This window comes from Clostridium sp. CM036, from assembly GCF_055081135.1.
The window spans coordinates 1,606,317-1,621,980 of record NZ_CM143652.1 but is presented as its reverse complement, the minus strand read 5'-3'; the positions used below and the strand labels follow the sequence as shown (position 1 = coordinate 1,621,980).

The following is a 15,664-nucleotide window of genomic DNA, read 5'->3' as shown; positions in this document are numbered from 1 at the left end:
CTTCTGAAGTTTTATTTTTGCTGCATCTAAGATGATGATTTAAAAGAATTGTAATTAACTAAAAGTAGATATTTAATTTCCGCTATAACAGGAAAAAGTGTATCTATGAATATGTTTACATCCAATATATAATAAAGACAAGAAATGAATAAAGCATTTGAAGTTTCTTAATTAATAAAGTAAACGGAGGATGAAATATATGAAATTATTAGCAGTTACATCATGTCCAGTTGGAATTGCACATACTTATATAGCCGCAGCAAAGTTAAGTAAGATGGCAAAGAAAATGGGAGTAGAAATTAAAGTTGAAACTCAAGGAGCAACGGGCGCGGAAAATGTAATAACAGAAGAAGATATAAGAGAAGCTGATGGAATAATAATTGCAGCTGATAAAGCAGTAAGTTTAGAAAGATTTGAAGGGCTTCCAATGATAGAGTGTCCAATAACTAGAGCTATTAAAGAACCAGATGTTCTAATACAAATGTTTTTAGATGGAAAAGTAGAAAAGAAGAAAGAAAAAAGGATGAAGAGTGTTGATGAAAGTAAGAAGGAATTAAAATCTAAGCAACCAACTTTTTATAAGCACTTAATGGGTGGCGTTTCATATATGATTCCAGTTGTAGTTGTTGCAGGACTATTAATAGCAATGGCACTTGCATTTGGTGGAAAACCTACTAATGCAGGACTTGTAATACCAGATGAATCATTTTGGAAAATTATAGAGAAGATAGGTGGAGCAGGATTCCTATTCATGGTACCAGTATTGTCTGGATTTATTGCGTATTCAATAGGTGATAGACCAGGTTTAGTACCAGGACTAATTGGTGGATATATTGCATCGAATGGATCTTTTTATGGGTCAGAAGCGAATGCTGGATTTTTAGGCGGTATAGTAACAGGATTTTTAGCTGGATATATAGTTAAGGGATTAAAATCAATTAAAGTTCCAGACATGATTAAGCCAATAATGCCGATAATAGTAATTCCAATTATATCAACATTGGTAACGGGATTAGTATTTATATTAGTTGTAGGTGGGCCAATAACAATAACATTTGAAGCATTAAAAAGTTTTCTAGTAGGTTTGTCGGGCACAAGTTCAGTAATTTTAGCTACTATATTAGGTGCAATGGTCGCATTTGATATGGGTGGACCAGTAAATAAAACAGCATTCTTATTTGGTGTTTCAATGATAACAGCAGGCAATCCAGAAATAATGGGTCCTATTGCAGCAGCAATAGCAATTCCTCCAATAGGAATGGGTATTGCAACATTCTTAAAAAAGAAATACTACAGTAGTGAAGAATTAGATGCTGGTAAAGCAGCATTTGCAATGGGGCTTTGTGGAATAACAGAAGGAGCAATTCCATTTGCTTCACTTGATCCTTTAAGAGTTATACCATCATTAATGGTAGGTTCAATAGTTGGCGCTAACATAGCTATGTTAGGTGGAGTTGCTGATAGAGTACCACACGGTGGCCCAATAGTTGCTTTAATGGGTGGTATTGACGGAATATTAATGTTTTTAATAGCAATAATTGTAGGTTCAATTGTTACAGCATTAATGATTAATTATCTAAAAGGTATGAAAATAAGAAAAGAGCAAAAAGCTTAAAAAATAAGGAATACAAGGAGAAAAAATATGAGTAAATTATTTGATGTGAAATATATGGATTTAGATTTAAATACATCTGAAAAGTTTGAAACTATAAAACATTTAGCAAACTTAATAGATGAAAGATTAATAGATGTAGATAAATATGTAGAAGATGTTAAAGCAAGAGAATCAATATCAACAACAGGAATAGGTGATGGAGTTGCTATTCCACATGCAAAGTCATCTTGGGTTAAAGTACCAACAGTTGTTGTGGGGAAAAGTTCAAGTGGAATAGAATGGGAAAGTCTTGATGATGAACCGGTGAACATTGTATTCCTAATAGCAGTACCAGAAGATGGAAAGAATGAACATTTAAAGATTCTTCAAAGACTTGCTATAAGCTTAATGGACGATGAGATTAAAGAAGAAATAGTAAATGCAACAGATAAAAAAGTTATTGAAGAATTATTAAATCACAATACAGAGGGATAAGTAAAATAGTAAGCTATGAATGTAGAAAATTTCTAAATTCATAGCTTTTTTATATAATAATAACGATATAATTAAAAGCGGGGGGGAGTATAGATAAATATAATGAATTTATTGAACGTTTAAAATCTAAGGAAACTACAATTGATAAGATTGCTAAAATGGCTATAAAGCAATATGGAAGTATTGAAAAATATTGTGGATAGAAGGAGTTGATAAAGATGTCAGATATATATATGTATAGAAATAAAGTGAGAAACTACCTTAATAAACTTTCTGGTGCTTTGTCAGATGAACTAATGAAGATATCAAATTTTAATTTTCATCCAGAAATCGAAGTTTTGGACTTCGAAATTTTTAATGAAGGCTTTACATCTGGATTTTATATCCGTATGTTTTCTATGACAAGAGACGCTAATGAATTTTTCCATGACGAAAAAATTGATGGAGATATTTATTTTTCAGGAGGATATGATTTGCTTCAAGAAGTTGAACATATATTTTCTTATGATGAGATCGAGCATTATGAGGAAGTAGGGATCGATGCCTATGAAGAAGATTCTTTTGAACTTATTAGATGGTTCTCGGAAATGTGGAAGAAAATTATTGGAACAAAAATCAACATTCCTTCGTACTTATGTTTACATGACGATATAAGATCTTTTGATCTAATAAATATGGAATGGATTTCAGACGATGAAAAGTGGATATAAAAATAAATTATCAACCAACTAATTATCGCGATTGCAACGATATTAATATATAAAAATGTTATGAAATGACCAGGTTCGGATTCAGATGTTGAGCCGATAAAAACTATCACCTTAAGTATATACCTAAGTGATGATAGCTACGAAAGTTGCTCAATGTCTGAAACGAGCTATTGAACGATCCCGCGTTAGCTCTACTATGGAGATTAAATCTTTCTCCTCTTTTGTAATCATTTCACCCTGCCACAGCAAGAACAAATAGTTATATCTATTCCCCTCTTATTTACTTTTCTATTTAGATTTTACGATAATTGTATTTAATGCAATAAAATTCTGCCTATTTTATTATGAGATATTAATGTTTAAGTCTACTACCGCGTTCTTTTTCTATATTCATTGGGGGAAACATTCACATATTTCTTAAATGTAGTACAAAAATGACTTTGACTATTAAAACCAGATTTAAAATAAATCACATCTAGTGGATAGGATGAGTTGTCTAAGAAATTTTTTGCTACATTTGTTCTACATATGTTTATGTATTCACAAAATTTAAAACTAGTATTCTCTTTAAAAAGATAACACAAGTAGTTTCTGCTTATATGAATGTGAGTTGCAACTTTTTGTAAGGTTATCTTTTTTTCAATATTTGAATGAATATAGATCAAAGCATGTTTTATAATTTCGTTTTCTGATATTGATTTATCATGATGAATGGCTTTTATGTAGCTCTTAATAATTGATTTCCCTAAAGAAATTAAATCTTCCTTTAAGTGATAATTGTCCATAAGATTAAGATTTTTATAGCATAAATCCTCCAAGGTTATGGAATTGTTGTTGCAGAAATAGGTGTATATAAAGATGTTAATTGAGTAGAGCAGTTTCCTTAATTCATTTGTATTACTGGATAATACTAAAAGTACTTTTACCTTTTTCATATATATCATATTGGCATTTTCTAAGTTATTATTCTTAATGCTTAAGGCAAGTTCTGTGTGATTGAGTAAATTTTTCATAGCATCTCCTTAATATTTTAAAAAAATATAGTAATAATGTTAAAAAAATCTAATTTAAAACCATTATAATGTAAATAAGAACGATAATCAATATCAACACAATAAAAAATGTAAATAAAATTGTTCTCTATCATAATGAAGATGGACGGTAAGGGTTATCAGCAGTTACTATACCAATAGGAATATGAATGTACATAATATTATCAAGAGGAGGAAAAAAATGAAAAAATTAGTAATTATTTATTGGAGTGGAACTAAGAAAGAGGTGATTGTGTATGCCTAAAATAAGTTACAACACTAATGGATTAAGAAAGCTGGAGTTGATTGAAGCCATCAACAAGGTAAAGAATTTTGGCTACGATGGCTTAGAAATGTCATTTCATGATAACCATATTAATCCATTAAAGGTGAGTAGAGAGCGATTATTGCAAGTAAAAAAAATATGCAAAGATATAGATATAGATATCGTATGTATTGCTACTGGCGCTGATAAGTTATTAAGTTCTGAACCATTTGAACCATCATTAATAAATACTGAAAAGGAGGGCAGAAGAAAAAGAATTGATTTGTTAAAAAAATCAATAGCTGTAGCTAAATATTTAGAAGTACCTGTTTTAAATTTTGCAAGTGGAAAATTAAAAGAAGGTATGGATAAAGAAAAAGCTATGGAGTATCTTTGTGAGGGAATTGATACCTTATTAGAAGAAGATGACAAAATAATACTAGCAATAGAACCAGAACCTAATTTTTTTGTCGGTACATCAGCTGTTGCAGTAGAATTAATTAAAAAGATAAATAATCCAAGATTTAGGTTGAATTTAGATATTGGACATGTTTATTGCTGTGAAAATGATTTTTATGGAGCTTTAGAAAATTCTTTACAATATACACGCCATATTCATATAGAAGATATTAAGAATAAGGTACATTATCATCAAATACCTGGAGAAGGAGATATAAACTTTCAAAAGGTGTTTGAAATCCTAAAGAAATATAACTATGAAGATTATGTAAGTGTAGAGTTATATAACCATTCAGAAATGTGTGATAAGGCATTAAAGGAAAGTAAAGAGTACCTAACTAATGTAATCGATAGTTTTTAGTATAGTGGGAATGCATTATTAGATATAAAAGGATATATAGATGGTCTCAAAACAAATAAACAAATAAAGGAAGAGGGTAATAAATATGGTTTTAGAAAAAACGGAGCTTTTTAAAAACAAAGCTGTAATGTTAAGTGGTCCCCAAAAGATAGAAGTTAAAGAAATAAAATTAAACCCAATCAAGGATGGTGAAATACTCATAAAGGTTAATTATGTAGCCCTTTGTGGTTCCGATATAAAACTATATGAAGGGAAATACTTAGGTCCACATAGTTATCCCATCATTTTGGGACATGAATGGGTAGGGAAAATAAGTTATATTGGGGAAAATGTAAAAGGAAATTGGAACATTGGAGATTTAGTAACTGGAGATTGTTCTATCTATTGTGATGAATGTACTCTCTGTAAAGAGAATAAAAATCAATGTGACAATGTAGAAAAAAGAGGCATAACAATTGACGGAGCATGTGCACAATATATTATTGAAAATGAGAAGTATATTTATCATTGCCCAAAAATTAGCAAACATAAGGCGTTTGTTCTAGCAGAACCTATGGCTGTTGCTGTACAAGCAATAACCAACAGAATTGAAAAATCAAAATTAAAAAAAATTAATAATGCTTTGGTACTAGGCGCCGGCGGGATAGGCGTGATGTCATTATTTGTATTACGAGAGCTAGGTATCCCTAATATTACAGTGGCAGATATAGAAAGCAAGAAACTAGAGTTGATTTCTTCATTTGATTATTCTAATGTAAATACAGTTAACATGGATTTTAAGGATAGTATAGGGGATTCAAATAATTGTTATGATCTTATCATTGAGGCTACTGGAAGTGGAGAAGCGTTTAAGAAAGCACTTATTCTAGCTGAAAGATGTGGAACTGTCATATGCATTGGTCATCAGAACTATATTGATTTAGATTTTGGAACAGTTATTAAAAAAGCATTAAGTGTTTATGGCAGTATTGGCGGTACAGGAGGATTTGAAAAAGCAATACAAATAATAGAGAAGAACAGTGAAAATATTTCAAAAGTAATTACTGAGACAATACCATTGGACGACGTTGAAAAAGAGTTTATTGATGGATTAAAAATATCAGATAATATTAAAATTGCGATAAATTTACAAGTATAAACAAGTATCATATGCTGATTAAGAGGGGGTACGGGGCAATATGTTAAAGGTTGGAATTATTGGTGTAGGAAGAATTGGGAAGGTACATGGAGAAAGTATATCAAAATATGTTAAAAATGCTGAAATTAAATCAATTGCTGATGCATACTTAAACGATGCTACAAGAGAATGGGCAAAGAGTAAGGGAATACTTGAGGTATATACTGACTATAAAAAAATATTAGAAGATCCAGAAATTGATGCAGTATTAATTTGCTCCTCAACAGATACACACTCACCAATCTCAATAGAAGCAATAAGAGCAGGAAAGCATGTTTTCTGTGAAAAACCAATTGATCATGATTTAACTAGAATAAAAGAAGTCATTAATGAATTAGGTAAATCTAAGGTTAAGTATCAAGTAGGGTTTAATAGAAGATTTGACCACAACTTTAAATCAATTAAGAATGCGGTTGCTAGTGGAAAAATTGGAGAACCTCATATTTTGAAAATAACTTCAAGAGATCCTGAGCCACCTTCAATAGATTATGTGAAGATTTCTGGTGGCATGTTCTTAGATATGACAATTCATGATTTTGATATGGCTAGATATCTTTTAGATAGTGAAGTTGAAGAAGTTTATGCACTCGGTAATGTATTGATAGACAACGCTATAGGCGAAGCTGGGGACATTGATACAGCTATTATAACATTAAAGATGCAAAACGGAACTTTAGCAGTAATTGATAACTCAAGGCAGTCAGCTTATGGATATGATCAAAGGGCTGAAGTGTTTGGATCATTAGGTCAGGTTTCAATAGCAAATGATAGCACTTCATCGGCAGTAATATCAAATGAAAATGGTGTTACAGGAGAAAAACCATTATTCTTCTTCCTAGAAAGATATATGCAGGCTTATGCGCAGGAAGTAACAGAATTTATTGACGCAATTGTAAATAATACAGATACACCTGTAGATGGTGAAGATGGGTTACAAGCTGTATTAATTGGTGAAGCTGCTACAAAATCATTACATGAGAACAGACCAGTTAAATTATCTGAAATTAAATTTTAATTATGAGGGGTGTTAATTATGTTAGATAGTAAAAAGGTCAAATTAGGTATTGCTCCAATTGCATGGACAAATGATGATATGCCAGATTTAGGAAAAGAAAACACTTTTGATCAGTGCTTGAGTGAAGCCGCATTAGCTGGTTTCCAAGGAACAGAGGTAGGAAATAAGTATCCAAAGGATGTTAAAGTTTTAAAAAAGGCTTTAGAGCTTAGAGGGTTGGAAATTGCAAGCGGTTGGTTTAGTTCATTCTTAACCACGAAACCATATGAAGAAACTAAGGCGGAATTCATTAAGCATAGAGATTTTCTACATGCTTTGGGAGCTAATATAATCGTTGTAGCTGAGCAGGGACATAGCGTACAAGGTGAAGTAGATACTCCAGTGTTTGATGAAAAGTACCATTTTAATGAGGAAGAATGGAAGCTGCTTGGAAATGGATTAAACAAGCTAGGAAAGTTGGCCCAAGATAAGGGAATGAAGCTCGTTTACCATCATCATATGGGAACAGGAGTACAAACAACAGAAGAAATCGACAAGCTTATGAGCATTACTGATGAAAAGTTAGTTTACTTGTTGTTTGATTCAGGTCATTTAGTATATTCAGGTGAGGAGCATATAGAAATACTTAAAAAATATATAAATAGAATCAAGCATGTTCATTTAAAAGATATTAGACCGGAGATAGCAAAAAAGGTTAAAGATGAAAAACTTAGTTTCTTAAAAGGAGTTCGATTAGGAGCTTTTACAGTACCAGGTGATGGAAGCATTGATTTTAATGCAATATTCAAAATTTTAGCAGAAAACAATTATGAGGGTTGGCTATTGGTGGAAGCAGAACAAGACCCTGCAAAGGCAAATCCATTTGAATATGCAGTAAAGGCAAGAAAATATATTAAAGAGACATGCGGACTATAATCTCCCTGTAAGTATATTAAATTTATGTGGTGTATTTTTACTATACTACAATGAAGGGAAATATAAAAGTTTACCGGTTAAAAGTTAGGGAAACCAATGCTTTCTGAATTTAACAAGCTACTAATTATGAAGTAGGAGGAATTAGTATGGAACAAAATCTTAAGAAAAAAAAATTCCTAAGCAAAATAGCTTTTATATCAACTTTGGGTGGACTTTTATTTGGATATGATACGGGGGTAATCAATGGGTCCTTAAGTTATATGGCTAGAAAGGATCAATTGGATTTAAACACTATCACTGAAGGACTTGTTACAAGCGGATTATTATTTGGTGCAGCTATAGGTGCAGTAGTAGGAGGACGTTTATCTGATAGATACGGTAGAAAAACAATAATTAAATTTCTTGCTATAGTTTTCGTCTTTGCAACTTTAGGTTGCTCAATTTCATCTAGTGCATCAATTTTAATCTTTTGTAGATTTATATTAGGACTAGCGGTGGGAGGAGCATCAGTTATTGTACCAACATTTTTAGCTGAAATATCTCCTACGCACTTAAGGGGAAGTATTGTCACCCAAAATGAAGTTATGATTGTTATTGGACAACTATTAGCTTATATATTGAATGCTATTTTAGGAAATGTTTTTGATGCTCCTGGTATTTGGCGCTATATGATAGTCATTGCTACTATCCCAGCAATTATCTTATGGGTTGGAATATTAACAGTTCCTGAAACCCCAAGATGGTTAGCCGCTAACGGAAAATTTTATCAAGCATTGGAGATTTTAAGAAAAATTCGTAATGAAGAAGATGCAGAGGAGGAAATTAAGGAAATAGAACAAGTTATTCAAGCTGAAAAAAATTTAGAGTGTGCTACTTTTAAAGATTTAAATACTCCATGGATTCGCCACATTGTATTAATTGGAATCGGAATAGCCGTTACACAACAAATCCCAGGAATTAATATAATGATGTATTATGGAACAACAATTTTGGAAAAAGCCGGTTTTGGAACTCGAATGGCATTAATAGCTAATATAGCAAATGGATTAATGTCTGTTATTGCGGCAGTTATCTATATGAAATTTTTTGCAAATAGATTTGGTCGTAGACCCTTATTATTAATAGGACTTTCTGGAACTACCTTAACTATGCTTGCAATGTCTATTCTTACAAATACGTTAGCGGGTTCAAGTATGCTTCCATACGTTGTACTTATATTTACTGTGATTTTCTTAGCTTTCTTCCAAGGGTGTCTTGGACCAATAGTCTGGTTATTACTAGCCGAAATTTTCCCGATAAGAATAAGAGGATTAGGAATGGGTATTGCAGTATTTTTCCTATGGACCACTAACTTTTTTATTGGCCTTCTTTTCCCTACAATATTAAAAGGGTTAGGTTTATCTGGTTCATTTATGGTATTTGTAGTGTTAGGCGCTATGGGTATGATATTTGTATATAAATGTGTACCAGAAACACTTGGTATATCTCTTGAAGAATTAGAGAAAACTTTTAAGAATTATAAAACAAAAAATACAGGGATAACTATAGAAAAATAAATAGTAGGAATTACATATAGACAAAGGTACATTTAAAAAAATAGGTTCTTAATTAGTGTGATTTCTAGTCAATAATAATAAAGATTATTCTTATATGTCATCTTAAGTAACCCCATATCTATGATAGGGGGTTACTTGAGATGACAATGATCTTAATAGGGGTTATTGCAACATTAACCTTTATAAATCAAAGAAGCAACATATGGTTTTTTAAATGTAATATTTATTATATGCGTTTCCCAAATAGCATGTTCTTCCATGTATTTGTTTATTCTTCCTCTAAATTTTGTTCTTTACCATATTTATTACTTACATCAAGAAATTATTTCCCTTTCTTTTTCTTTTTAAGATTTCCTTGTCTACCAATACTTTCTGTAGGTTTTATCTTGGACTTTGCCTTGACGCTCTTAGCTTTCTCCACTGACTTGTTAACAGCTACCTTACCCTTAACAATTGCCTTCATAATATCCCCCTTTTGATTTTCTTTTATCCTAATATGGTAATTTGCCCTATTATCATATTGTACGTATTTATCATAGAAATAACACTTAAAATCATAAATAGTACCACAGTGACTTTCACAGCGTTAATGGCAACCGCAGTCGCAAGCTCCTTAGAAAAACTCCCTGGGGGATATTAATAAATCATGGATATAATTTGTTTTGCTACTTTGTCTAACTAAATTAGATGCTCTATGCTCTTAAAAAAAAGTAAAAAAGTGTTGACCCTAACACTATGTCATAGTGTAATATAAAAATAGAGTTTAACGACATTGGCAAAACTCATAGACGGCGAGTATTAAACAGTATTGATAGCTCTAAAGTCAAAGTTGGAGGTGCAGCAATGAAAACAATAAAACAAGTTTCGGATTTGACAGGAATAAGTGTGCGCATGCTACATTACTACGATAAAATCGGATTGTTAAAACCAAGCAATTTTACAGACGCAGGTTACAGACTTTATGACGATGAAGCTCTTGAAACCTTGCAACAGATTTTATTTTTTAAGGAACTTGATATACCACTAAAAGAAGTTAAAGAAATCATGGCTAGTGCCCACTTTGATAAAATGCAAGCACTAAAAAGTCATGAAAAATTGCTTATACTAAAACGCAACAGATTGAATGGTTTAATAGAACTTGTAAATAAAACATTAAAAGGAGAAACCACAATGAGTTTTGAAGAATTTGATATGAGTGAATATTATAATGCACTAGAAGAATTTAAAACTGAACACAAAAATATTATAATTAAATCTTATGGTAGTATGGATAAATATGATAAATTTATTGGAATGTGTAAATCTAAGGAAGCTGAGATTGCTAAAATGGCTATAAAGCAATATGGAAGTATTAAAAAATATGTTAAAGCTATGAAGAAAAATTTTAATAGTGATATGTTTATTAAAGAAGAACAATATGATAAGTTTAAAAAAGATTGCTTGGAAGATAAGCATCCTAAATTAAAAGAACTATATAAAAAGCTTGTATCTGACTTAAGTAAAGATCCTTTTTCAAAGGGAATTCAACAGATTGCTGAAGAAATAACAAATATAGCTAAAAAAGATTATGAAATTTTCAAAGTGGATAATGGGGATGATTATTGGTACTCTATGGTAAAAATTTATTTAGTATATCCTAAGTGGATAGAAGAAGTTGATAAGAAATATGGAAATGGTGCATCTAAATTTATCGGAGAAGCCCTAAAAAATTATTTGGCAGATAAGCTGCCTAAAATAAATACATTATATGAAAAGCTTACATCTGACTTAAGTAAAGATTCTTCTTCAAAAGAGATTCAACAAATTGTTGATAAAATTGCAGCTATAACTAAAAAGAGTCTTGAATCTTTAAAAGTGGATGTTGGAGATAACTATTGGGGTTATACAGCTGATCATTATTTATCAAATCCTACGTATATAAAAGTAATCGATAAGGAATATGGCACTGGTGCATCTAAATTTATTGGAGAAGCTTTAAAATTTTATTCTGAAAATAATAAGTAATGAATTATTCCAAGCACTCTCAATTTCTTGAGATGTTTCATTTTTAATGAAGGCTTTACATCTGGATTTTCTATCCGTTTTCTATGACAAGAGATGCTAATGAGTTTTTCCATGACAAAAGAATTGATAGAGATATTTATTTTTCTGGAGGATATGATTTGTTTCAAGAAGTGGAACATATATTTTCCTATGATGAGATCGAGTATTATGAGAAATTGGGGATCAATTACTATGAAGAAGGTTCTTTTGAACTTATTAGATGGTTTTCGGAAATATGTAAGAAAAATCAACATTCCTTCGTACTTATGTTTACATGAACGATATAAGATCTTTTGATCTAATAAATTTGAGAAGTGTTTAGGCACATGCTGAATATTAGTTCCAGCATGTGACCAGTTTTACAATTATGTCCATTGAACCCTATTTGAATCTACCCAAATAGATATTTTAAAGGTATTAATGATCTATTACTAAGTAAATACAAAATATTTTATACTAGAATTTTACTGAAGACACAAAACATAAATTAACTGCAGCTCCACCGGTTCCAGGAATGTCAATTAATGCTAAACTTGCACCAGTTGCTAAAACAGTGTTGCTGCCTGATATTATATTGTCTCTATTTGAATCTATATTAGCAACACTTTTACTAATATTATCTTCAAACAATAATCTTAGCTGTTCAGAGCAACATTGCTTACAAGCATCTGACATATCTTTAATAGTTTTATCCAAAGCAACTTTCAATGCATCTGGTACTTTATCGGAAGAACTATCTACTAAAGCGGAAGCTTGTATTAACTCAATTTCACAAAGAGATACAATTGTTCCATCTTTAAATTGAACTAATATCGCTGTGGATGCATCATTTGCATCAGGATAAAATCTATCTATGCTGTCATTAGTTACAGGTGGTTGTGGTGCTACTGTTTCAACCCTTATTTTAGTTGCACTAACGCTAAATAGATAACCTAAAACTACTCTTAAACTTGGTAAACAGCATTCACAACTACTTGGCCCGGCAGGTCCTTGAGCTCCAGTATCGCCTTTCGGCCCTTGTGGGCCAGATTGGTCATCAACTTAAAAAGGCAGTAATGTCTTTTTTCTATATAATCTGCTAATATCATAGAAATAACACGAATGATGAATGGTTATGCGACTTTGTCTCTATTTTTTCAGATGTAGCTCAATGCTTAGAATAATTACTTTAACATTGTTGAAATAGAAACAAAAGTATAATATAATATTGTTAATACACTAACGGGTGGGAGGCCAGGCCATGAACAAAGAAGAACAGGTCATAATGGGTTTCAGGGACTTATTAAACAAGATAGTTTCGCTTAATAAGGTTAAGATGAAAGACAGTCTTAAGGGCTATAAGTCTTCTGAAGTACATTGCATCGAATACATTGGAAGAAATGTAGATTCAAACGTGACAAGACTTGCGGAGTCCTTTTATATGACTAGGGGTGCCATAAGTAAACTAACTAAGAAGCTCATAAAAAAAGGCATTATCGAAAGCTACCAGAAACCGGATAATAAGAAAGAAATCTATTTTAGGCTTGCTGAGCAAGGGAAAGTAATTAACAAAGTCCATGAGCAGTTGCACAAAGAGTTTCAAGAGCGGGATAAAGCCGTATTTGAACAGGTAACCGAGGAACAATTTGATATCATGCTTAGCTTCGTGGAAAAGTATAGTAGGCATTTGGATGCAGAAATAAAGAAGCAAGGTGTAGATATAACAAATCGAAATGATTCTGAATAATGGAGTTGTATAAAAAAGTAGCCTAAAGGGGGCTGTATCAAAACGCTGAAACATCAGCGTATGATACAGCCCCCTTTATTATTGACAAGGAAACAATAAAGTAATAGAATAGTTATGTTTCCAAGGAAACATAACTATTCTTTTTCGAGAGGTGAGAATTTTAAATGTGTAAATTTAAGTAAATCAATACACAATCTACAGAACAAACCGTTATATAGTATACATAATAATACTATAAATAGACCAGACATAAAAGGAGAAAAAATGAAGGAAAAAATAAATCATGTAAATGCCAAAGAGTTGAATTTTGATCAATTATTTAAACAAATTTCTACGGAAGAGATATGCGACGATGTACTTACGTTGGTAGGTCCGTTGGTAGGAAAAGATTTTACGGTTATTACTGCGGGCAAGGAAGATCATTATAATTCCATGATAGGCAGTGGGGGTGGTTTGGGAACTCTTTTCAAAAAAACCACCACTTGGTGTATTCTTCGAGCAGATCGTTATACGCTTGAAATAATTCAAAAAGAGCAAACATATACGCTGTCTTACTTCGCGAATGAATATAAGGAACAAGTGCTCCTTTTGGGAAGTAAATCAGGAAGAGATAGTGAAAAAATGAAAGAAGTTGAATTGACAAGTGTTCAAACTCCTTCCGGTGATATGTCTTTCAAAGAAGCCAGACTAATTATTGAATGTAAATTAACGCAACTTACTACCCCCAATCCCAATGATTTTTACACACAAGAAACTAAAGACTATATAAACGAAGCTTACAAAGAAGCAAACCATTATCGCAAATTTGCATTTGGGGAAATCACCCATGTTTGGGTAAAGAAATAAGAAGAAACCAGAATTAACGCAGAGAATAATAAGTCATTCTCTGCTTAAGTCGTAGGGGTTAAAAATAGGGTTGTTTTTTAACAACTCTTTTTTTAATTTTCCATAAAATTACAAAATATACAATTTTATGGAATTAAAATATAAAATATTGTATATTCTTATATGTAAGGTATTTAACTATCTTATTTTTAAAAATATAAGGGGGCGTTAAAATGAGAGGAAATGTATCAAAAAAGCTTATATCTACGGTAGTAGCGGCTACACTAATGTTGGGGTCATTCTCAATAAATGCATATGCTAAGGAAGATAATAATCAATTTGAAGGTAAGGTAAGCATAGGCGATTTCGGGCTATATACTAAAATAGCGGGAGAGGGCAAGGTTTCTGTAGTGTTTGATTCAGGTTATAATGATGGTATAAATACTGAAAGTGATCCCCAAAAAGGTTGGGGAGAAATTCAACAGGAAATATCTAAATATGCAAGAACAGTAACATATGATAGAGCAGGGCTTGGAAAAAGTGATGACACTGCCAATAGAGAACCATTAAATGATAAAGATAGGCAACTATTGATGAATAATAATTTTTGCTCAGTATCATATGATAGCTCAATATTTGAAAAAGGTAATGGCAAAACAGCCATTGATAAAGCTCGTAACTTACATGCCCTTTTAAGAGCAAAAGGTGTTAAAGCACCTTATCTTTTAGTAGCTCATTCAATAGCTAGTTTAGATGCTGTTGAATTTACAAAATTGTATCGAAAAGAGGTTGCAGGCATAATTATGGTAGATGGTTCAGGAAAGAATGTTATGGGGGATGCGATGAATTTCATTAATTCAAATATGCCAGAACTGAAAGAATCTCTCTTAGGTCAGTTTACTAAAGCGGATGGCACAATAGATGAAGTATTACAAAGTGAGCAGCAGGTGTACCAAGCAGGAGATGTACTTAGAAATGTACCATTAACTTACCTATCAGCAGATGATGAAGGTATGGGACCCATATATCAAGCAGTTGTAAACGCAGAACAAGAAGATTGGCTTAGCTGCTCTAATTACTCTAAAAGAATACCAGTTCCAAATTCTGGACACTATATATATATAGACCAACCTCAGTACGTAGTAAATGCAATTAAAGACATGATTAATACTATAGAAAATAAAAATTCACCACACAAGGATGATAATCAAAAGATTATGAAATAATAATCGGTACTTTGTTAAGGTCAATTCAAGTAAAGTTTGCGCTAGATTAAGAGGATGATTTCTGTATTGTGAACAGGAGTTATCTTTTTTTTATTAAATATTTATACAATAGTTATTGTTGAAAAAGGAGACTAATAAAAAAATATAGATATAGTTGCGTCGCAATATTCGTATATTTCATCAAAAGTAACCCCATATCTAATGATATGGGGTTTAATATATTTAGATTATATTGATGTCTGAATGTAACACTAGAATTTGTACTG

General features: G+C 31.7%; 16 protein-coding genes. 13 read left to right on the top strand and 3 right to left on the bottom strand.

Annotation, left to right across the window (positions count from 1 at the left end; all coding sequences use genetic code 11):
* Window positions 1-199 precede the first annotated feature (199 nt).
* The 3 genes from ACWJKE_RS07720 to ACWJKE_RS07710 all read left to right on the top strand — a co-directional run bounded on the left by ACWJKE_RS07720 (window position 200) and on the right by ACWJKE_RS07710 (window position 2,799).
* Entirely contained in the window at window positions 200-1,615 is a 1,416-nt protein-coding gene (locus tag ACWJKE_RS07720) for a PTS fructose transporter subunit IIC (protein ID WP_253198271.1), read from the top strand.
* 27 nt (window positions 1,616-1,642) lie between these two features.
* Window positions 1,643-2,089, top strand: coding sequence for a PTS sugar transporter subunit IIA (locus ACWJKE_RS07715; protein ID WP_462959307.1), 447 nt, complete (start codon window positions 1,643-1,645; stop codon window positions 2,087-2,089).
* A 218-nt stretch (window positions 2,090-2,307) separates the two neighbouring features.
* Window positions 2,308-2,799: a hypothetical protein gene (locus tag ACWJKE_RS07710; RefSeq protein ID WP_462959306.1), complete on the top strand. Its 492-nt coding sequence runs from the start codon at window positions 2,308-2,310 to the stop codon at window positions 2,797-2,799.
* 368 nt (window positions 2,800-3,167) lie between these two features.
* Here the strand turns inward: ACWJKE_RS07710 and ACWJKE_RS07705 are convergent, their stop codons facing one another.
* Complete coding sequence (locus tag ACWJKE_RS07705) at window positions 3,168-3,812, bottom strand: helix-turn-helix domain-containing protein (protein WP_216304111.1); 645 nt, start codon at window positions 3,810-3,812, stop codon at window positions 3,168-3,170.
* 275 nt (window positions 3,813-4,087) lie between these two features.
* Between ACWJKE_RS07705 and ACWJKE_RS07700 the strand changes: the two genes are divergently transcribed.
* The 5 genes from ACWJKE_RS07700 (at window position 4,088) to ACWJKE_RS07680 (ending at window position 9,578) form a co-directional block, all read left to right on the top strand.
* A complete protein-coding gene (locus ACWJKE_RS07700; protein WP_216304110.1) occupies window positions 4,088-4,915 on the top strand; it encodes a sugar phosphate isomerase/epimerase family protein in 828 nt (275 codons plus the stop codon).
* Between the two features lie 85 nt (window positions 4,916-5,000).
* Window positions 5,001-6,053 carry a zinc-dependent alcohol dehydrogenase gene (locus ACWJKE_RS07695; protein WP_216304109.1) on the top strand — a complete coding sequence of 351 codons (1,053 nt, stop codon included), beginning with the start codon at window positions 5,001-5,003 and terminating at the stop codon, window positions 6,051-6,053.
* A gap of 40 nt (window positions 6,054-6,093) precedes the next feature.
* A complete protein-coding gene (gene iolG / locus ACWJKE_RS07690) occupies window positions 6,094-7,107 on the top strand; it encodes an inositol 2-dehydrogenase (RefSeq protein WP_216304652.1) in 1,014 nt (337 codons plus the stop codon).
* 18 nt (window positions 7,108-7,125) lie between these two features.
* Window positions 7,126-8,022, top strand: a complete 897-nt coding sequence (iolE, locus tag ACWJKE_RS07685) for a myo-inosose-2 dehydratase (RefSeq protein ID WP_220287598.1) — start codon at window positions 7,126-7,128, stop codon at window positions 8,020-8,022.
* 146 nt (window positions 8,023-8,168) lie between these two features.
* On the top strand, window positions 8,169-9,578 hold the full coding sequence (locus ACWJKE_RS07680; RefSeq protein WP_216304529.1) for a sugar porter family MFS transporter: 1,410 nt from the start codon (window positions 8,169-8,171) through the stop codon (window positions 9,576-9,578).
* A 322-nt stretch (window positions 9,579-9,900) separates the two neighbouring features.
* Here ACWJKE_RS07680 and ACWJKE_RS07675 read toward each other — a convergent pair whose 3' ends face one another.
* A complete protein-coding gene (locus tag ACWJKE_RS07675) occupies window positions 9,901-10,041 on the bottom strand; it encodes a hypothetical protein (protein WP_216304528.1) in 141 nt (46 codons plus the stop codon).
* A gap of 380 nt (window positions 10,042-10,421) precedes the next feature.
* Between ACWJKE_RS07675 and ACWJKE_RS07670 the strand changes: the two genes are divergently transcribed.
* Both ACWJKE_RS07670 and ACWJKE_RS07665 read left to right on the top strand, forming a co-directional pair.
* The gene (locus tag ACWJKE_RS07670; protein ID WP_216304527.1) at window positions 10,422-11,582 is read left to right on the top strand and encodes a MerR family transcriptional regulator; all 1,161 of its coding nucleotides are present in this window, start codon (window positions 10,422-10,424) and stop codon (window positions 11,580-11,582) included.
* Between the two features lie 83 nt (window positions 11,583-11,665).
* Entirely contained in the window at window positions 11,666-11,899 is a 234-nt protein-coding gene (locus ACWJKE_RS07665; RefSeq protein ID WP_216304526.1) for a hypothetical protein, read from the top strand.
* Between the two features lie 178 nt (window positions 11,900-12,077).
* On the opposite strand, the gene ACWJKE_RS07660 is transcribed toward ACWJKE_RS07665, so the two are convergent.
* Window positions 12,078-12,329, bottom strand: a complete 252-nt coding sequence (locus tag ACWJKE_RS07660) for a hypothetical protein (protein ID WP_216304525.1) — start codon at window positions 12,327-12,329, stop codon at window positions 12,078-12,080.
* 532 nt (window positions 12,330-12,861) lie between these two features.
* On the opposite strand from ACWJKE_RS07660, the gene ACWJKE_RS07655 reads away from it, so the two are divergent.
* The 3 genes from ACWJKE_RS07655 to ACWJKE_RS07645 all read left to right on the top strand — a co-directional run bounded on the left by ACWJKE_RS07655 (window position 12,862) and on the right by ACWJKE_RS07645 (window position 15,398).
* Window positions 12,862-13,347, top strand: a complete 486-nt coding sequence (locus tag ACWJKE_RS07655; protein ID WP_216304524.1) for a MarR family transcriptional regulator — start codon at window positions 12,862-12,864, stop codon at window positions 13,345-13,347.
* Window positions 13,348-13,611: 264 nt separating this feature from the next.
* On the top strand, window positions 13,612-14,193 hold the full coding sequence (locus ACWJKE_RS07650; RefSeq protein ID WP_216304523.1) for a flavin reductase: 582 nt from the start codon (window positions 13,612-13,614) through the stop codon (window positions 14,191-14,193).
* A gap of 212 nt (window positions 14,194-14,405) precedes the next feature.
* On the top strand, window positions 14,406-15,398 hold the full coding sequence (locus tag ACWJKE_RS07645; protein ID WP_165414767.1) for an alpha/beta fold hydrolase: 993 nt from the start codon (window positions 14,406-14,408) through the stop codon (window positions 15,396-15,398).
* Window positions 15,399-15,664: the final 266 nt, after the last annotated feature.